The sequence below is a fragment of the Pedobacter sp. genome, assembly GCF_046462515.1.
Lineage (GTDB): Bacteria > Bacteroidota > Bacteroidia > Sphingobacteriales > Sphingobacteriaceae > Pedobacter.
In genome coordinates, this window is record NZ_JBKGVD010000004.1 from 47,276 (window position 1) to 66,292 (window position 19,017).

General features: G+C 37.3%; 14 protein-coding genes. 6 read left to right on the plus strand and 8 right to left on the minus strand.

Annotation, left to right across the window (positions count from 1 at the left end; all coding sequences use genetic code 11):
- Positions 1–121: 121 nt before the first annotated feature.
- Both ACLHG9_RS03745 and lpdA read right to left on the minus strand, forming a co-directional pair.
- Positions 122–1,330: an MFS transporter gene (locus ACLHG9_RS03745; protein WP_410220184.1), complete on the minus strand. Its 1,209-nt coding sequence runs from the start codon at positions 1,328–1,330 to the stop codon at positions 122–124.
- A gap of 103 nt (positions 1,331–1,433) precedes the next feature.
- Complete coding sequence (lpdA, locus tag ACLHG9_RS03750; protein ID WP_410220185.1) at positions 1,434–2,840, minus strand: dihydrolipoyl dehydrogenase; 1,407 nt, start codon at positions 2,838–2,840, stop codon at positions 1,434–1,436.
- 306 nt (positions 2,841–3,146) lie between these two features.
- On the opposite strand from lpdA, the gene ACLHG9_RS03755 reads away from it, so the two are divergent.
- From ACLHG9_RS03755 to ACLHG9_RS03780, 6 genes are all read left to right on the plus strand, one after another.
- Positions 3,147–4,451 (plus strand): hypothetical protein, encoded by a 1,305-nt coding sequence (locus ACLHG9_RS03755; RefSeq protein WP_410220186.1) that lies wholly within the window; start codon positions 3,147–3,149, stop codon positions 4,449–4,451.
- On the plus strand, positions 4,448–5,164 hold the full coding sequence (locus ACLHG9_RS03760; RefSeq protein WP_410220187.1) for a hypothetical protein: 717 nt from the start codon (positions 4,448–4,450) through the stop codon (positions 5,162–5,164). The genes ACLHG9_RS03755 and ACLHG9_RS03760 overlap by 4 nt, the downstream gene beginning before the upstream one ends.
- Before the next feature lie 46 nt (positions 5,165–5,210).
- Positions 5,211–5,987 (plus strand): hypothetical protein, encoded by a 777-nt coding sequence (locus ACLHG9_RS03765; RefSeq protein WP_410220188.1) that lies wholly within the window; start codon positions 5,211–5,213, stop codon positions 5,985–5,987.
- Positions 5,988–6,232: 245 nt separating this feature from the next.
- The gene (locus ACLHG9_RS03770) at positions 6,233–8,104 is read left to right on the plus strand and encodes a CocE/NonD family hydrolase (RefSeq protein WP_410220189.1); all 1,872 of its coding nucleotides are present in this window, start codon (positions 6,233–6,235) and stop codon (positions 8,102–8,104) included.
- A gap of 10 nt (positions 8,105–8,114) precedes the next feature.
- Entirely contained in the window at positions 8,115–9,779 is a 1,665-nt protein-coding gene (locus tag ACLHG9_RS03775) for a M1 family metallopeptidase (protein ID WP_410220190.1), read from the plus strand.
- A gap of 57 nt (positions 9,780–9,836) precedes the next feature.
- Complete coding sequence (locus ACLHG9_RS03780; RefSeq protein ID WP_410220191.1) at positions 9,837–10,583, plus strand: head GIN domain-containing protein; 747 nt, start codon at positions 9,837–9,839, stop codon at positions 10,581–10,583.
- A 132-nt stretch (positions 10,584–10,715) separates the two neighbouring features.
- Here ACLHG9_RS03780 and ACLHG9_RS03785 read toward each other — a convergent pair whose 3' ends face one another.
- The 6 genes from ACLHG9_RS03785 to ACLHG9_RS03810 all read right to left on the minus strand — a co-directional run bounded on the left by ACLHG9_RS03785 (position 10,716) and on the right by ACLHG9_RS03810 (position 19,008).
- Positions 10,716–11,594, minus strand: coding sequence for a hypothetical protein (locus ACLHG9_RS03785; RefSeq protein WP_410220192.1), 879 nt, complete (start codon positions 11,592–11,594; stop codon positions 10,716–10,718).
- 82 nt (positions 11,595–11,676) lie between these two features.
- Positions 11,677–12,384: a DUF2490 domain-containing protein gene (locus ACLHG9_RS03790; RefSeq protein WP_410220193.1), complete on the minus strand. Its 708-nt coding sequence runs from the start codon at positions 12,382–12,384 to the stop codon at positions 11,677–11,679.
- Between the two features lie 78 nt (positions 12,385–12,462).
- Entirely contained in the window at positions 12,463–13,689 is a 1,227-nt protein-coding gene (gene odhB, locus ACLHG9_RS03795) for a 2-oxoglutarate dehydrogenase complex dihydrolipoyllysine-residue succinyltransferase (protein WP_410220194.1), read from the minus strand.
- Between the two features lie 65 nt (positions 13,690–13,754).
- The gene (locus tag ACLHG9_RS03800) at positions 13,755–16,550 is read right to left on the minus strand and encodes a 2-oxoglutarate dehydrogenase E1 component (RefSeq protein ID WP_410220195.1); all 2,796 of its coding nucleotides are present in this window, start codon (positions 16,548–16,550) and stop codon (positions 13,755–13,757) included.
- Between the two features lie 117 nt (positions 16,551–16,667).
- Complete coding sequence (locus tag ACLHG9_RS03805; RefSeq protein WP_410220196.1) at positions 16,668–17,963, minus strand: DASH family cryptochrome; 1,296 nt, start codon at positions 17,961–17,963, stop codon at positions 16,668–16,670.
- A gap of 139 nt (positions 17,964–18,102) precedes the next feature.
- The gene (locus tag ACLHG9_RS03810; RefSeq protein ID WP_410220197.1) at positions 18,103–19,008 is read right to left on the minus strand and encodes an alpha/beta hydrolase; all 906 of its coding nucleotides are present in this window, start codon (positions 19,006–19,008) and stop codon (positions 18,103–18,105) included.
- Positions 19,009–19,017 lie beyond the last annotated feature (9 nt).

Consider the following 19,017-nt stretch of genomic DNA (forward strand, 5'->3'; position numbering starts at 1 on the left):
AAACAAACCCAAAAGGAGACTTGTAACAGGGTCTCCTTTTTTATTTTACATACTTCGTTATCCTGAACTTGTTTAAGGATCTATATAGTCTAATAAATTCAACAAGATTTGGTATATGTCTTTATTTAATTGCATTCAGCTTAGAAACCATAACTGTAATTAGAATGCCAAAACAACCAATCAATGCATAAGAATATTTTAAACTCGATAATTCTGAAATATAACCTATAAGTGGGGGTCCCATTAAAAACCCAAAATAAGCTATACTGGATACCATGGCAATGGCAACACTTGAAGGTACTTTCTGATGGTTACCTGCAATGCTATAAATCATGGGTATAATTACCGAAACGCCGATACCTACCAGCATAAACCCTATAGTTGCTGAAATGAGATAAGGAAATACAACAGATATGGCCATGCCTACAGAAATAATAATACCACTAACCTGCAACATGCGTTTTCGCCCATAATTAGCAATGGCCCTGTCTCCCAAAAAACGACCAAAAGTCATGGTAGCCGCATAAGAAGCATAACCCAAAATTACCCAACGCGCAGGGGCCTGAACAATTTCTTTAAAATAAACGCCGCTCCAATCCATCATGGCTCCTTCTGTAGCCATACTGCAAAAAGCAATAACCCCTAATTGTACGAGTACCGAAGGTGGTTTTACAAATATTTTAGGTTTTTGAGCAGTAGCCGGTTTATTGCCTTTTACCAAAAATTTATGGTTAATACTTATATGCAACCAAGTTAACGCAGCCACTACAATAAAATGCGTAAATAGACCTGCTTGTAAATTCATCATCAACAGGCCAATTAATGCTCCGCTAAACATACCTAAGCTCCATGAACCATGAAAAGAAGACATGATAGGTTTACCATAAAAATTTTCGGCCGCCACAGCCTGTGTATTTAATGAGATATTACACAAGTTACCTGATATGCCAAAAAACAATAAGGCTACGGGCAATTGCCAGCCCGCATTCACAAAAGCAATGGATACAAGTGCCAAAGCATAAAACGGAGTTGCAAACGTAAGTATTTTTTTACTACCGTAAGTTGCCGTAAGCTTACCCGATAGAGGCATGGTAATTAATTGCCCTAAAGGCAGGGCCAGTAAAATACTTCCCAAAAGCGCATCAGATAAATGTAAGTTCGATTTAATGTCGGCTATACGGCTGGCCCAACTTGCAAAACAAACGCCCTGTCCGTAATAGAATAAAGAAACCGCCAATCTGGTTCTTTTCTTCCCATAAGGATGGCTTATTTCAGCGTTTTGCGGTATGGTTTCATTCATTTCCTGCGGCATTAAGTAGTATTTAAACATAAACCAACCGCAATAACCAAGCCGATAATCGGGTTGAATTTCCTGTAAATAAAAATCCCCCAAGCTATGCTCAGGGGATTTAATTTATGATCAATTGATTAAATTAAATATGTATAGCTCTGTTTGCTGTAGCCCCTAAAGCAGCTTCCTTCATCGCTTCTGTAAAAGTTGGGTGCGCGTGACATATTCTTGCGACATCTTCGGCTGCAGCCCTGAATTCCATGGCTACAACTGCCTCAGCAATCATATCGGCAGCACGTGGCCCTATCATATGTACACCTAAAATTTCATCTGTTTGCTCATCTGCCAATACTTTAACAAAACCATCCGTATCCATACTTGCTTTCGCACGTCCACTGGCCTTGAAAGGGAAAGAACCTACTTTATATTTTACACCTGCCGTTTTCAATTGCTCTTCTGTTTGACCAACAGAAGCAACTTCTGGCCAAGTATAAACTACGCCTGGAATTAAGTTATAATTGATATGCGGTTTTTGTCCGGCTATATGTTCAGCCACATAAACACCTTCTTCTTCAGCTTTATGTGCTAACATGGCACCTTTAACCACATCGCCTATAGCATAAACACCCGGTACAGTAGTTTCAAGGTGGTCATTTACCGGTACTTTTTTACCTCTTTCGTCAAGCGTAATACCAATTTTTTCTAAGCCCAATCCTTCGGTATATGCTGTTCTTCCTACAGCAACAATGCAGTAATCTGCTTCCAGTTTAACAGGTTCTCCTTTAGCGTTATCAGCAGTTACAGTTACGGTTTTACCTTTAGTAGCAGCTCCAGTTACTTTATGGTTCAATAAGAACTCCATGCCTAAAGTTTTCTTAAGCACTCTTTGCAATTCTTTACCTAAACCACCATCCATGGTGCTGATAATTGATCCCGCAAATTCAACCACAGTAACTTTAGTACCTAAACGAGCATAAACCGAACCTAACTCCAAACCAATTACACCACCACCAATTACAACCATCGTTTTAGGCACTTCTTTTAAGTTTAAGGCTTCTGTTGAAGTGATGATGCGTTTTTTATCTATTGGCAAGAATGGTAATGCTGTAGGTTTAGAACCAGTTGCAATGATTACGTTCTTTGCAGTTATTTTCTCTGTAGTTCCATCGGTTTTGGTTACCACAATCGTATTTTTATCTTCAAAAGAGCCTACGCCTTCAAACGCATCGATTTTGTTCTTTTTAAACAAATAAGTAATACCTGCAGTATTTTGCGCCACTACATCATCTTTACGGGCAATCATCTGCTTCATATCAACTTTTAAATCTTTCAGGTTGATACCGTGCGTAGCAAAAGTATGCGCTGCATTATGGTAATGCTCTGAAGAATCCAATAACGCTTTTGAAGGAATACATCCTACATTTAAGCAGGTACCTCCATAGGTTTTATATTTTTCAACTATTGCTGTTTTTAAACCCAATTGTGCACAACGGATGGCACCTACATAACCGCCCGGGCCCGAGCCAATAACAACTACATCGTATTGCATAAGATTTTATTTTTTATTAAGGCAAATGTACGTTTTAGCACTTAAACACCAAAAGTTAAGTGTTTTAATGTTGTAAAATATTAATATCACTTCTGCTGTCCAGCTTCTTTTGCAGATTAGGCTTTACAACCAAAACTTTGAGCAAACGGTTAAAGCATTTTGCTGCCAATCTGCTGGGCTAAACAAAACAATCTCTATTTAAGGCAACTTCTAATTTATGAGGTGAAAAATTCATTTTTTTCTTGCATTTAATTTTTTTCTGTTTAACTTTCGTTGAACCTAAACATAACTAATTCTCAAATTAACGTGAAAAGATCAAACCTGCGAGTACTGCTATATGCCGTACTACTATTAGGCCTTGCGTTGCTCAACAATGCTTGCAAGCGCTATTCTGAAATTTACAACCAACCATTAACTACCAAACAAGACATTTTAAAAGCACGGAGCTATGTAGATTCTGTTGTTCTGCAACAAGGTTCTAATGCTTTTGTTAAAAAAATGGGTTTCGAAATACTTTGGGAAAAAGCCATTATAGATAGTGCAAATAATATACGTGTACCCATCTCTTTTAGCTTGAGCAGGCTCAAACTTAAAGATGGCCAACAAATTACCAAGGCAAATACCAAAGACATTTTTGAGCTTTACATTAAAAAAGATAAGGGACAAATAGAAATTAGTATTATGCAGTTCATGCATATTAAAGATAAATATTATCCATTTCGTTTTTCTTTAACCGGAGAGATGAAAACAAAGTTAGGACAAGCTACTTCCATACAGAATACTAATCTACCCAAAGGAGGAGGCAAGATTTCTTTATCTCCAAATGCGATGATGGTATACGAAAGTGAGGCCATGGGAATAGTTACAAGCATGTACGGCACCAATATTACAACCGTTCTGATTTTTGGATGTGGTGCTGGCACTATTTACGACCCCCAAACCTGTACATGTGGGTTCATTGAGGAGGTTATGACAGGTGGGTTCTATCCAGAATTTTATCTTGGGCTCGTAAGATCCCCAGGATCATCTATTGAGTTTGTTCCCTATCCTTTCTCTTTCCATCCCTCATCCATTGTACCTGACCCAAAATATCCAGATGGCCCTATTGGTGGAGGTGGGGGTTCTGGAGGTAACGGCGGAGGTAATGGAGGTGACGGGAATGGTTCTGGAGGAGAAGGAGATTTAGGATATGAAAGCATAATGGATCAAACAAGCTCTATCGAAAGTACTTCCAATGACTTTACTGTTACCGATTTGCCCCATAATGTTCCTGAAGAAAGAAAAAAAGCTTACGAATGGGTAATTGCCTATAATCCTTATGTTTTCTGGAAAGTAATAAGCCATGAAACCGGCACACATAAAAAGGTGAATGGTGAATGGCACTGGAAAACACTAGAACATAACAATTTCAGTGTAATTGATAATCTTTCAATCATTAGTGTCACAGTTACCGAAAACGGTCAAGCAATACCAACTTTAGGGATATATTACGCTGGGATTGAAGTAGGTTGTAACGTTAAAGCAACGATGGTCCATAAATCCATCCCTATAGGTGCTTTACCAAAAAATTATCGAAAAAACAGCCCACTTTTCTTTTCAAATACTCCATGAAAAAAGCAACATTCTTTACATTGTTCTTATTGATCTCTATTGGCTTTTTCCAATGCTCCTTTTTTGCAGATAACATTGAGGGGATTAAGCTTACCTGGCATTTTGATATTTACGATGAGCCAAGTAAGCAGGTATATGTTACAGAGGGGAGCAACCAGGTATTCTTCTACAAAGATCTGGAGCTTTATAAACAAGAAAATGTGTTTATAGACGAATTCAACAGAGAACATCCTGATTTTGATTATTGGGTTTATGATCGAAAGAAAAAAATTGGGAGAAGATACTACAGGAGAAACCCTGAAATTGGAACAAAATTTAATGTAGACTCATTTTTATATGAATATGAATTTGAGAATGCCCGTATTTATAACAGCAAAGAAGATTTATTAATAAGCAGAAGAAAAAAACCTGGCGAGAGAAGATTTACAGAAAGGTACCTACCAACTTCTAAAAAAGATTATACTTATCCAGACAGCATGTTTTTTACATTTGACGATGAACTGAAAAACATTCCGATCTCTTTTTCAAAAGAATTAGATAGCTTAAGGCAATCTAAAATTGTTAAATGGGTTTCTGTCTATAATCCCACACTGGATTCTAAAAAGAACCTTATACCTGCACGTAAATTTATGGTTGAAATAAATAAGATTGAAGATTTTGATAGAAAAGAAATACTGGGCTACTTTAATAAATTTATAAATACTATTAAATGACACCATTTCTTTTCACAGTTGGGAATTGGAATAAACGATCATTAACATGAGATTTTTTTTCTTTATTATAATATGCCTATTATTAAGTTTTGGATGTAGAAATTCATTCCAAAAATCTCGTCCCCAAATTAGAGGTATATGTTTACTTACTGCTGATAAGTCTACTACATTAGATGGCATAACATCTATTGACAGTACTTGGGTCTTTAAATTTTTCAAAGATGATCATGTAATTTATAAATTGCCCAAAATAGAATATAAGGATAGCAGGACAAAGATGCGAAACGATACTATTGACCTTGAATTTTTTAATCCCGATACCACGTTTCGGTATTTCGTAGCAAAGAACAACAGCGATTTTGGGATTGAATATGATAATAACTTAAACAGAAAAAACAAGGTTAACATGGATTCTCTATTAAAAGAAATAGGCGTACATCCTTCTATGTTTGGGGCTTATAAATTAGATTTAGGAAAACCTGCTAAAATAGAAAAGCAAACTACTGATATTCAAATAGAGAAATATTTAAACAAAAAACTAGTTGAAGATGATTCAGATTCTATTTACCGCTATTTTGATAAGAGTCTTGTAGAAATCAATTTTTCTTTTTCCCCATCATTAGATAAAGAAAAAAACAGTAAATTGTTTAAAACAAGCTTTATTCATACATATAATGACAAAAAAGTTAACCGTAAGAACATTTTGAGATCAGAATTTTATTCAGAATTTAAGAGGATTAGCATCGTAGACCCCTCATTTTACATATCCTTAATTAAAAAATATGAACATGATAAGAAAATAATGGGCTTATCTAAGCTGTAAAGATACTATGGAAACAACATCATTTGAATGGCCCCTATTTCTCTGGAATATACTTGGCATTGTATTACTAGCCGCCTTAGTATTCTTCATCTATAAAGTTTACAGGTATATCAGTAATCGAAACAGATAAAATCGAGCTTGGCAAATTGCCAAGCTTTTTCGTTTTAATCCTATCCTCTTTAACAAAGCTTTTACTTTTAACTTTATTGATATTGCCTATATTTAAACTAACAATTTAACTGATCATGAAATTACTCAAGTCTCTTTTTTTTATTTCCTTTATTGTTTTATCCTTTTCTGTATCTGCCCAGCAAACAGACTCGGCGTATGTAAGAGATAATTACACCAAAATAGAACGCTTAATCCCTATGCGTGATGGGGTAAAACTCTTTACCTCTATCTATATTCCTAAAGATCAAAATAAGAAATACCCTTTCTTAATTAACCGCACCCCTTATACCGTTGCACCTTATGGCGAAAACGAGTACAAAAAATCATTGGGTAATTTTCCGGCTATGATGCGCGAGGGCTTCATTTTTGTTTACCAAGATGTGCGAGGACGCTGGATGAGTGAAGGTAACTTTGAGGACATCAGACCCCAAACTACCGAGAAAGGAAAAAAAGCAATAGATGAGAGTACGGATACTTACGATACCATTGATTGGTTAGTAAAGAATATCAAAAACAACAATGGCAAAGCCGGTATATATGGCATATCATACCCAGGTTTTTATTCAACTACTTCTTTGCCTAATGCGCACCCAGCGCTTAAAGCCGTATCGCCCCAAGCTCCGGTTACCGATTGGTTTATTGGCGACGATTTTCACCATGGCGGAGCATTATTTTTAATGGATGCCTTTAAATTTATGAGCTCTTTCGGAGTGCCAAGACCAAAACCCATTACACCTGATCAGGGACCTAAACCATTTAAGTTCCCGGTAAAAGATAGCTATCAGTTTTATTTACAGGCAGGTTCGGTAAAAAATTTAAAGGATAAGTACTTTGCAGACAGCATCAAATTCTGGAACAATTTATTTAAACATCCTAATCTGGATACTTTCTGGCAAGCCAGACAAATTACCAGACATTTAACCAATATTAAATCTGCTGTAATGACTGTAGGTGGCTTTTTTGATGCAGAAGATGCATACGGTGCTTTTACTACTTATAAAACCATTGAGAAACAAAGTCCAGGTGCAAACAACATCCTTGTGGCTGGTCCGTGGTTTCATGGGGGCTGGGTAAGAGGCGAAGGCAGTAGCTTTGGCGATATCAATTTTGGCACACCAACCAGTTTGTATTATCAAGAAAATTTAGAACTTCCTTTTTTTAAATTTTATCTAAAAGGTGAAGGCAGTTTTAATGCTGCAGAAGCTAATATCTTTATTTCAGGAAGTAACCAATGGAAAAAATTTGACACCTGGCCTCCTAAAGAAGCTGAAAACAAAAACCTCTATTTGTGGCCTAACGGAAAACTCTCTTTTGAAAAACCTTCAGCCAAAAACAGCTTTGATGAATATGTGAGCGATCCAGCTAAACCGGTTCCTTTTCAGGCTGGAATTTACGAAAATCGTTCAAGAGAGTATATGATAGATGACCAGCGTTTTGCAGCTCAGCGCCCTGATGTAATGGTATATCAGACTGATGTTTTACAAGAAGATATTACCCTCACCGGACCGGTTATTGCGAACCTGATTGTCTCCACTACAGGTACTGATGCAGATTATGTGGTAAAGGTGATTGATGTACTCCCTGAAAATACACCTAATCCCAAACCAAATCCTAAGAATTTAATCATGGGTGGTTATCAGATGTTGGTAAGAGGAGAAATTTTAAGAGGCAAATACCGCAATAGCTTTGAAAACCCTGAACCTTTTACACCTAATCTGCCAACCAAAGTGAATTATGCCTTACCTGATGTAGGCCATACCTTTAAAAAAGGACACAGAATAATGATCCAGATTCAAAATTCATGGTTTCCCCTAGCTGATAGAAATCCACAAAAATTCATGAATATTTATGAAGCACAGCCGTCTGATTTCCAAAAGGCTACACATAAAATTTATCACGACGATCAGAACACCTCATATATTGTATTACCAATTCTAAAACCATAAATAACATACGATGAAGAAAACCTGTTTATCAATAGCATTAGCTTTTATGTTAATGCTTTCGTTTCAGGCTAATGCCCAACTTTTAAGGGGGGATAGGCAATTTACAAAAGCAGATACTTTAAGAGGCATGCTAACTCCGCTGCGAACCTGCTATGATATTAATTATTATCACTTAGATGTTAAAATAGATATAGAGAACCAATCTGTAAGTGGCTCTAACCTGTTTGCCTTTACGGCCACGCAGGATTTTAATAAATTACAATTCGATCTTTTTGAAAATCTTAAAGTAGAAAGAGTAGAATATAAAGGTAAATCGGTTCCTTTTACCCGCGAAGCTAATGCAGTTTTTGTAACCTTTCCTTCTACATTAAAAAAAGGAAAGAAAGATAATTTTACCGTTTTTTATAGTGGCAAACCAAGATCTGCCAAGAATCCGCCATGGGATGGTGGTTTTATTTTCAGAAAAGACAAATCAGGCAATCCTTTTGTATCCGTTGCCTGCCAAGGTTTAGGAGCAAGTGTATGGTGGCCTAACAAAGACCATCAAAGTGATGAGGTTGATAGCATGTTGATCAGTATAAGTGCGCCTAAAGAGCTTGATATTGTAGCTAATGGCCGCTTACGTTCCATAAAACCGCAAAAAGATGGTTATAAACAGGCCAACTGGTTTGTAGCTAATCCTATTAACAATTACAACGTTGCATTTTATATTGGAAAATATGCGCACTGGACAGATACTTTTGAAGGCGAAAAAGGAAAATTAGATCTTGATTTCTGGGCGCTAAAAGAAGATAGTGCCGTAGCACGCCCACATTGGGATGCTGATGTAAAAACCATGCTAAAAGCATTCGAGTACTGGTTTGGTCCATATCCATGGTACAAAGATGGTTATAAACTGGTACAAGCCCCGCATTTAGGCATGGAGCACCAAAGTGCCGTTGCTTATGGAAATGATTTCAAAAAAGGCTATAGGGGCTCAGACCTTAGTAGAACTGGTCATGGCTTAAGCTGGGATTATATCATTGTTCACGAATCGGGTCACGAATGGTTTGGTAATAACATTACTTCTAAAGACATTGCTGATATGTGGGTACATGAAGGTTTTACCGATTATTCTGAAACCCTGTTTGTAGATTATACACAGGGTAAAAAGGCTGGAAACGAATATGTAATAGGTCTAAGAAGAGGTATAGGTAACCGTTCTCCTATTATTGGGCCTTATAATGTGAATCAGGAAGGTTCTCAGGATATGTACAATAAAGGATCTAATATTATTCATACCATTAGACAACTGGTTGATAACGATGAAAAATTCAGACAGATCCTAAGAGGATTAGGTTCGACCTTTTACCACCAAACTGTAACCACCAAACAGATCGAAGATTATATTGCCCAGAAAAGTGGCTTAAAACTGGATAAAGTGTTTGATCAGTACCTGCGCCACAGTAAAATACCTACGTTGGAATATAAGATCAGTGATGGTAAATTAGCTTACCGCTGGTTAACTGATGTAAGTGGTTTTGATATGCCTGTCAAGGTTTCATTGAAAACTGATACATACAGTTTAATATATCCAACTAACGAATGGAAATCTATAGCGGTTGATCCGTCTGTTAGCAATGATAACTTTAAGGCTGAACCAAATTTCTACATTAACATTAAAAAAGCGGAATAATTTTTTTGTTCATGCAACATTTCAGCTATGAAAACCGTCTTATAGAAAAAACCGAATATGATACATAAGTTTTTAAAACCACTATGGATACCGGCAATTGCTACAGGACTGGCTTTTTCTAGCTATCATGTTTCTGCATGGCCTTTAAATACAAAATTTACCCAAGCCACTTCGGGCGATGAAAGAAAGGTAAAAAACTTTGAAGGTGTTGCTTCTGGCGGACCCTTACAAGTTATAATTACATTAGGTAACACTGAAAGTCTAAGATTTGAAGGTGATCAGGAAGCCATATCAACCTTGGTGAGCGAAGTTAAAGGTTCTACCTTGATCATCAGACCTCAGATCAGCTGGACCAGCTGGGCAAGAAAATACCAGGGCAAGAAAATTGTTGCTTATATAACTGCCAAAAAAATCAGAAACTTAGTGATGAGTGGCGATGGTAGCATTACTGTTAATGGAACCCTTAACGAAGATGTATTAAATGCTACATTGAGCGGTTCTGGAAACATGAATATAAAAGTAAATGTAAATAAACTGAATGCTGTAGTAAGTGGTTCGGGTACTTTAAATGTAACCGGAAAAGCGGATGATGCTTCTGTTACCTTAAGCGGATCAGGTTCTTTACCTAAAGCCGGCTTTGAGGTAGGCGATCTGTCTGCTGTTATCAGCGGTTCTGGTAATGTAAATGTAACCACAAATGGCAACATTGATGCTTTAATCAGTGGTTCGGGCAATATAAATTATAAAGGCAACGCCAGTGTTACACAAAAAACATTTGGCAGTGGTAAAGTAAGAAGAATTTAATTTTTGAATACACACAAGTTTAATATCAATAACTGATACCGAATTCCTGATAGATTTTTAATAGGTTTTACTTTAAAAGGCTGGCTTTAAATAAAGCCAGCCTTTCTTTCTTATTCTGTGATTTAATCTGCTTTAAAACTGGAAGCCGATAGCGGTATAATTCTCCAGAAAACGGATGGTTTGCTGTGCTCCGTCAATACTGTTGCGGCCTGTGGTATGAATCTTATCAAGATCTATAAAACCTGCTTTGGTTACATTCTGGAAGTATAGTTTTCTGGTTACATTAAATTTTAAACCTGCTTTTACTGATATTCCATATCCTGCAAAATTCCAGAAATTATTCTCTCCTACACCAAAAAACCTCACATCCGATCGCGGAATAACAAAACCCAGCCCTGCTCCTGTTTCCATGGTAAGCATTTGTTTTTTATTCTTAGCAACCCAGATATCATCATAACGTTCCAACTCTGCACTTACGTAATTTAACCCGTCTGTATGTTCGAAAGTGAGCATATCAGGCTGCACGGTAATTTCCTGATTATGGTAAACACCTGCATATTTACCCGTAGCAATCTGCGGATTGGAAACCACAGGATTTATATAACCATCTATCATTACTTTTTGAGGGATATTCATCACATATTTCATGTGATCCCATCCTAATGAAATGCTATAAGTATCATTGATAAAATAACCAAACCTGAAATCAAACTGCGGTGTGGTGAGTTCCATAGGATTGATATAATCAAAACCTAATTTAGACGGTCTGTCTTTAGCACTTACATTTTTTAAAGTGAAATCATATCCAGGACCTTTAAAGGTAATATTACTTGTATCGTACCATGAAAAATTCCATCCCCAATGCACGTACCAGTTACCTTTTCGTGAAAAATCTCTTGTGCTTTCTTTATTAAAAATACTTTTCCCTATTTTTTTATTTTGAGGAGCTTCTTGAGCAAAAACCTTTCTGCCAAAAACCAATATCATTAACAACATGAACGTTCTTTTCATCGCGCAAATTTGCGAAATAGAGAGGTCCTATTATTAGAAATAAGTTTTTATGACTTTATATAAACTTTTACACTTTAAGGTTTTAAAAACGGGTATTTATACTTAGCTGTATTACATGATTACTTACCGCATTTGAGCTGCCCTTAATGTACTGATTAAGATAACCGGCTTCTGCATCTATTTTAGGAGAAAAACGATAGCCTAAAGCAAGAAAAACCCGGTTCTGATCAAACAAACGACCGTTTACCTGCTCTTTATGCTGAACATTAAAGAATACTTCATCCTGCAGAGCTGCATATATTCCCTGGTTAAATGTATCCTTGCTTTTACTTAAAGGTTGCAATACCCTAAAGAAGTATCTGAAACGTTGCATAAAGAAACCATCTGCATTAGAGCGTTCCATAAATCGCTGTTCTAACCTGAATCTGTGTGTTACAGCCACAGCATAAAGTTTATGGGCAATAAGGTATTGTTCCCAGATGGTATTTTCAGTTAATGTATTTTTAGAAGTTCCAATTAGTCTGTTGTAAGTAGGGTTATATAAATACCCCGCCGTTACCCGATGGTTTTTATTGATAAAATAAGTTATACCCGGCCTTACCAAAATACGCCTCAGGTATTCCCAGTTATTGGCCGATTGCATCTGGAAATCAAAGTGCAAGCCCCATTTATCATTTATTTTGGTACTATTTAAAAACATAAGCCATCCTGCATTTTGATTAACAGTTTGGGCAAAACCATGCAAGGCAAGTACAAAAAACAGTACTGACGAAAAGAAAATTTTCTTCATAATAACCAGTCATAAAAAAGGTTGTCTTAAATCCATTGGATTTTCTAAGACAACCTTTCTTAAGAAAATAAAATTATTTTATACGCCCAATAATAATCTGGCCGGATCTTCTAATAATTGTTTAACTCTAACCAAGAAACCAACAGACTCACGTCCGTCAATAATTCTGTGGTCATATGATAAAGCGATGTACATCATTGGCCTGATTACGACCTCTCCTTTTTCTGCCACCGGACGCTCTACAATATTGTGCATTCCTAAAATTGCCGATTGTGGCGAGTTAATGATCGGAGTTGACATCATTGAACCGAATACCCCCCCATTGGTAATGGTAAACGTTCCACCTGTCATCTCTTCAATGGTGAGTTTATTTTCGCGTGCTTTTAAAGCCAGTTCTAACACTGATTTTTCCAATTCAGCTAAAGATTTGCTTTCTGCATTTCTGATTACCGGGACCACCAGTCCTTTTGGTGCAGATACAGCAATAGAAACATCCGCAAAGTTATTGTAAACAATTTCTTCTCCTTCTATACGTGCGTTAACCGCAGGGAAATCTTTTAAAGCTTCTGTTACGGCTTTGGTAAAGAAACTCATAAAGCCTAAACCAACACCATATTTTTCTTTGAACTGATCTTTATACTTAGAGCGAAGATCCATAATTGGTTTCATGTTAACCTCATTAAATGTAGTTAACATGGCTGTTTCAGCTTTAACCGCAACCAAACGTTTAGCAACTGTTTTTCTTAACGGCGACATCTTTTCTCTACGCTCATCGCGAGAACCTGTAATTGCTGGTTGTGCTGGTGCCTTAGGTGCTTCTGCTTTAGCCGGAGCTTTACCAGCTTCTGCTTTCATAGCATCAGCTTTAGTAATACGGCCATCAACCCCCGTACCTTTTACACTACCTGTATCCACTCCTTTTTCGGCCAATATTTTAGCAGCTGCCGGTGATGGTGTACCTGTAGCATAATTCTCTGCCGATTTCTCGGCAACAGGAGCCTGAGCTGAAGCTTCAGCCTTAACTTCTGCCGGTTTTTCTGCTGCTGTTTCTTTAGCTGCTGGAGCTGCTCCACCTTCTTCTATTGTACAAACTACCGCACCAATTTCTAATGTATCACCTTCCTGAGCAACAATTTTTAAAGTTCCTGCTTTTTCTGCAGTTAATTCAAATGTAGCCTTATCAGATTCTAACTCGGCAATGATTTCATCCATTTCAACAAAATCACCATCATTTTTAACCCATCTTGATAATACTACCTCGGTAATTGATTCTCCTACCGCCGGAACTTTTATTTCTAAACTCATAATTTTAAAGTATGTTTTGTTCGCGTATAATCTATTAACCCGGAAACAAATCCTAACTAATTATACTAATCTATATTTACTGTTTTTTTAGTTGCTTTTGCTACTGTTTTTTTAATATCGTTGTTTACAGGAATTTCAAAAGTTGTTGAAATGATGTAGGCCTGCTGTGTGGCATGCTGTTTAGCGTAACCTGTTGCTGTACTGCTACTTTCTTTTCTTGAAATTACATCGATAGCTGATAAAGTCGTTTTTCTTAACCTGCGTAGCAAATAAGGCCATGCACCCATGTTCTCTGGTTCTTCTTGTACCCAAACCACATCTTCTGCATGGGTATATTTTTTATATACAGCTTCCATTTGTGCAACCGGTGTTGGATATAATTGTTCAACTCTTACTAAAGCCACTTCTTCATTTTTATTATTTTTTTGCGCTTCAAGTAAGTCATAATAGATTTTACCAGAACAAAAAACTACGCGTTTTACTTTTGCCGGTTTAACATTTACATCATCTATCACTTCTTTAAAGCCACCGCTCGTAAATTCATCAAGCGGACTTACGCAAAGCGGATGACGCAATAAGCTTTTAGGACTAAATACGACCAAAGGTTTACGGAAATCACGTTTAAACTGACGGCGTAAGGCATGGAAAAAGTTTGCAGGTGTTGTACAGTTGGTAATTTGCATGTTGTAATCTGCACAAAGTTCCATGAAACGCTCTATACGTGCTGATGAGTGCTCAGGCCCCTGTCCTTCATAACCATGAGGCAACAACATCACCAAACCGTTTTCTCTCTGCCATTTGGTTTCTGCACTGGCTACATACTGATCTACTACAATCTGTGCTCCGTTAAAGAAGTCTCCAAACTGTGCTTCCCAAATAGTTAATGCATTAGGATTAGCCATAGCGTAACCATATTCAAAACCTAATACGCCATATTCAGACAGGTGCGAGTTGTAAATATCAAAAGGTGCCTGCTGATCTGAAATATGATTTAATGGTGTATATTCTTCTTCTGAATCTTCTAAAGTTAATACCGCATGACGATGCGAGAAAGTACCACGTTTTACATCCTGACCGCTAACCCGCACACGTTTACCTTCTGAAAGCAAGGTGCCGTAAGCCAGCTGCTCGCCCATAGCCCAGTCAAAAACATGGGTAGAAGTAGCCATTTTAAGACGTTCTTCAAATAATTTCTCAATTTTTCTAAAGAATTTCTTGTTACTTGGTAGTGTAGCTATACGCTTAGCGATTTCAAGTAAGGTGGTTTTCTTAACTGAAGTATCTGGCGATTGATCAAAGTCTTTAGCTGTAGCCAATCTCATATCTGCCCAGGCGCCACCAAATTTAACATCATTTAAACCTGCTGAATATTCTTTAGCTTCATCCAAACATTTTTGCAAATGCGCTTTAAATTCTTTCTCTAAATTCTTGGCTCCGTCTGCATCTAATTTACCCTCTTTGATCAATTGCTCTACATAGATTTTTAAAGGGTTTGGATGTTTTTCTATGGCTTTGTATAATAAGGGCTGTGTGAATTTTGGTTCATCAGATTCATTATGGCCATAACGACGGTAGCATAAAATATCAATGAATACGTCATTTCTGTATTTCTGGCGGTATTCCATTGCTAAATTAATCGCATATACCAAAGCTTCAACATCATCTCCGTTTACGTGAAAAACAGGCGAAAGTGTAACCTTAGCAATATCTGTACAATACGTACTTGAACGGGCATCTTTATAATTGGTGGTAAAACCAATCTGGTTATTGATAACCAAATGGATCGTACCTCCGGTTTTATATCCATCTAAACCCGCCATTTGGATCACTTCATATACGATTCCCTGACCGGCAACAGATGCATCGCCATGAATCAATATCGGTGCAAGACGGCTGTTATCGCCTCCGTATTTAAAATCTATTTTAGAACGCGACATTCCTTCTACCACGCCATTTACGGTTTCTAAGTGAGAAGGATTAGGACATAAACTTAAATGTACGTTTTTGCCTTTATTGGTAGTTACATCTGTAGAATATCCCAAGTGATATTTTACATCACCTCCAAAAGGTGTTTCAGGGTTATAGCTTTTTCCTTCAAACTCAGCAAAAATATCCTTATAGCTTTTTTGCATGATATTGGCCAACACATTTAATCTTCCTCTGTGCGCCATACCCAACACAAATTCTTCAATACCAAGATCCGCTCCTTTTTCAATAACAGAATCTAAAGCCGGGATTAGGGCTTCTGCTCCTTCTAAAGAGAAACGTTTTTGCCCTAAAAACTTAGTACCCAAAAAGCTTTCAAAGACAACAGCCTCATTTAATTTCTTCAGCACTCTTTTCTTTTCATCTAAAGACAATTTAGGTGTGTTGTGTTCGGTCTCCATTTTTTGCTCAAGCCACGACAATACCTCCGGTGTACGTAAATATTTGTACTCTACACCAATTGGACCACAGTAGGTTTGCTCTAAAAAGGCAACAATATCTTTTAATTTAGCCGGGCCAATACCTAACTCTACACTTGAGTTAAACACAGTTTCCAGATCATTTTCTGCCAAACCAAAATTCTCTATAGCTAAAGTTGGTAAGTGCTTACGTCTTTCTCTTACTGGATTGGTTTTTGTGAATAAATGCCCTCTTTGACGATAGCCGTTAATTAAGTTTAATACGTTAATTTCTTTTAAAAAGTGCTCCGGTGCTTCACTGGCAATATTTCCAGCATCTGCACCACGTCCGAAATCAAAGCCTTCAAAAAATTTTTGCCAGCCAAAATCTACTGAATTGGGATCTTGCTGATAGCTTTGATATAATGCTTCTACATACTCGGCATTTGTGCCATTGAGATAAGACAAACTATCCATTTAATTTTTTATATTCTGTTACTACAAGTAATGCAAAATTAGAATTTTACCTTTACAAAAGACAAGAAACTTAACATTTATTCAATATGTAAGAAAACTTATACTTTTACACTCTAATTACGAGTCTGCAAGTAAAGAAAAAGTGCGTTTAGGCGCAAGGTTTTTTAATTGTTTTTCAAAGTCAAAATTCCCGTTCAATTTTGCATCATTTCCTACTCCGGCAATACTGGCCCAATTACCCCAATTGCTGGCAGGGCAATAGTCAATCAACGTCTCTTCAAAATACCAGGCACCCAGTATCCACAATACTTTCAGTTCATGAATAAGGTAAGTAGCTACAAGTTGCCTACCTTGATGACTGATAAAACCTGTATTTTTAAGTTCCAGCATATATTCATTTACCAACGGCTGATCTGTTTTGCCTTCTTTCCAGTTTTGCAGGGCTATGCTATCGTTAACCTGTACCGGCGCAATCACCACTTCTTCTTTTCCAAAACCTCCAGTTCTAAAAAAAGCATTTCCATACTTTTTAAACATGAAACGATAATAATCTCTCCATAGTAAACCTAATACAATCTGATTGTAAAAAGGTTTTGGCCCGTGAATACGTTCTGCTTCTTTAATTTTCCAATAAACCTCTCTTGGCGATAAGCAGCCTAAAGAAAGCCATGGAGACAACGCAGAAATCACATCTGCTTTTTTCGCCAGAGCAGCGGTGAGTTCTAGATTTTCGCTGGTATGTAAGTAATTGTAAAGATGGGTTAAGCCTTCCTGTTCACCTCCTTTAAGAGGAATGCTGTTTGTAAACAGAGAAAAATCCGCCAATGGCAAAAGTTCTTCTGCTTCTGGAATTTGACCCCAATCGGCCACTTCTACAAATTGAATATTTTGCGGGGTAAGAAAACAGGGTTTTACAACCGCATCGCGTTCTGTTTTCTTCTTGAACTGCGTAAACACATCAGGAATATCCTTAACCGGAAACGGGAGATCTTTTTTATTGTAAAGTGTATGGCCTATAAAATGCTTCAAGTTGAGTTTTTGCTTCCATAAAAGATCTTCTACTTTAGAACTCAGCAGGGTCTCCTCGCTGGCAACTTCACGGTGGTGGTATACTTCAGTAATATCATATTTTAGGGCTAATTCTGGCAACAGCTCTTCTGGCTTACCCCTAAGTACTAAAATATTGCCGTTTAGTTTCGTAAAAGAATCTCTTAAGGAATTAACACTTTCTACCAGAAAACGGGTTCTGATTAGACCTGTTTTATGGGTAAAATAAGCTGTTTTTTCAAAATGGCGAGGATCAAAAAAATAAACAGGTAAAATCTCATCCGACTTCGCAATTGCTTCTGTTAACATTTCGTTATCATGCAAACGAAGGTCATTTCTAAACCAAACCAAAATCCTTTTGCCCATATCCTTAAGCTGTTGAAATAATAACTTGCAATTTGCTAAAAATTAGCACGAAAACCGGATTTACAGCACCATTTTTACATAGTATTAACATTACGTTAATCATATTGTCCGGCTTGGCTGTAAATTAAGATAAACAGCGCTAAATCAGCTTATTTATTTTTAACCAGTTTGTAAGTCTGTCAAACCAATTATCTGGCAAATTTTTATTTCCTAAACCAAATCCATGGCCACCGGTAGCATAGATATGCATTTCTGATGGCACGCCTTTTTTGGTTAACGCTTCATTGTAAGCTATACTGTTTTTTACCGGAACTGTCGCATCATTATTGGCATGTACCAAAAACGTACGTGGTGTCTGTTCGGTAACTTGCAATTCGGCAGAAAAATATCGTTTTTGCTCTAAAGCGGGTTCTTCACCCAGTAAATTGTTCAGTGAACCTGCATGCGTAGGCAAAACAAAACTGATTAAAGGGTAGATAAGTATAGTAAAATCAGGTCTTAGACTGATATCGCCACTGTTTTCAATTTTAGCATCATGGTAATGAACGCTCAGATTAGCTGCAAGATGACCTCCGGCAGAAAAGCCCATAACCCCTATTTTTTCGGGGTTAACACCCCAAACTGCTGCATTTTTTCTAACCAGATACATGGCCTGTAAAGCATCTTGCAAAGGTCCGGCAGTTTTATCCTGCATAACGGCACTATTGGGTAAACGGTACTTTAACACGAAAGCCGTTATGCCCAGTTCATTCAATTTCTTTGCAACGGCATAACCCTCTTTCTCTATGGAAAGAAAACTGTAGCCCCCACCCGGACAAATGATCACAGCCGTACCATTAGCTTTAGCTGGCTGATATACAACCAGCTCGGGCTTACTTACTTTGCTTAATTTCAGTACTCCGTTATTATCGGTAAGCGCTTGTTCGGTATAATCGGCAGGAACAGGTCTTGCCCCAGGTACCGCAGCTCCATATAAAGGCAATCTCTGCTGCGCTTTTACGCCTATCGTAGTTGAAAATAAGATCAATAGTGCAATTTTTTTCATGGCTTTTTA

Bases quoted from the DNA above. Each gene is read 5' to 3' on its own strand.
- ACLHG9_RS03770 (WP_410220189.1), top strand. From the start codon at position 6,233: ATGAAATTACTCAAGTCTCTTTTTTTTATTTCCTTTATTGTTTTATCC.
- ACLHG9_RS03800 (WP_410220195.1), bottom strand. From the start codon at position 16,550: ATGGATAGTTTGTCTTATCTCAATGGCACAAATGCCGAGTATGTAGAA.
- odhB (WP_410220194.1), bottom strand. From the start codon at position 13,689: ATGAGTTTAGAAATAAAAGTTCCGGCGGTAGGAGAATCAATTACCGAG.
- ACLHG9_RS03780 (WP_410220191.1), top strand. From the start codon at position 9,837: ATGATACATAAGTTTTTAAAACCACTATGGATACCGGCAATTGCTACA.
- ACLHG9_RS03790 (WP_410220193.1), bottom strand. From the start codon at position 12,384: ATGAAGAAAATTTTCTTTTCGTCAGTACTGTTTTTTGTACTTGCCTTG.
- ACLHG9_RS03775 (WP_410220190.1), top strand. From the start codon at position 8,115: ATGAAGAAAACCTGTTTATCAATAGCATTAGCTTTTATGTTAATGCTT.
- ACLHG9_RS03765 (WP_410220188.1), top strand. From the start codon at position 5,211: ATGAGATTTTTTTTCTTTATTATAATATGCCTATTATTAAGTTTTGGA.
- lpdA (WP_410220185.1), bottom strand. From the start codon at position 2,840: ATGCAATACGATGTAGTTGTTATTGGCTCGGGCCCGGGCGGTTATGTA.
- ACLHG9_RS03810 (WP_410220197.1), bottom strand. From the start codon at position 19,008: ATGAAAAAAATTGCACTATTGATCTTATTTTCAACTACGATAGGCGTA.
- ACLHG9_RS03785 (WP_410220192.1), bottom strand. From the start codon at position 11,594: ATGAAAAGAACGTTCATGTTGTTAATGATATTGGTTTTTGGCAGAAAG.
- ACLHG9_RS03745 (WP_410220184.1), bottom strand. From the start codon at position 1,330: ATGTTTAAATACTACTTAATGCCGCAGGAAATGAATGAAACCATACCG.
- ACLHG9_RS03760 (WP_410220187.1), top strand. From the start codon at position 4,448: ATGAAAAAAGCAACATTCTTTACATTGTTCTTATTGATCTCTATTGGC.
- ACLHG9_RS03805 (WP_410220196.1), bottom strand. From the start codon at position 17,963: ATGGGCAAAAGGATTTTGGTTTGGTTTAGAAATGACCTTCGTTTGCAT.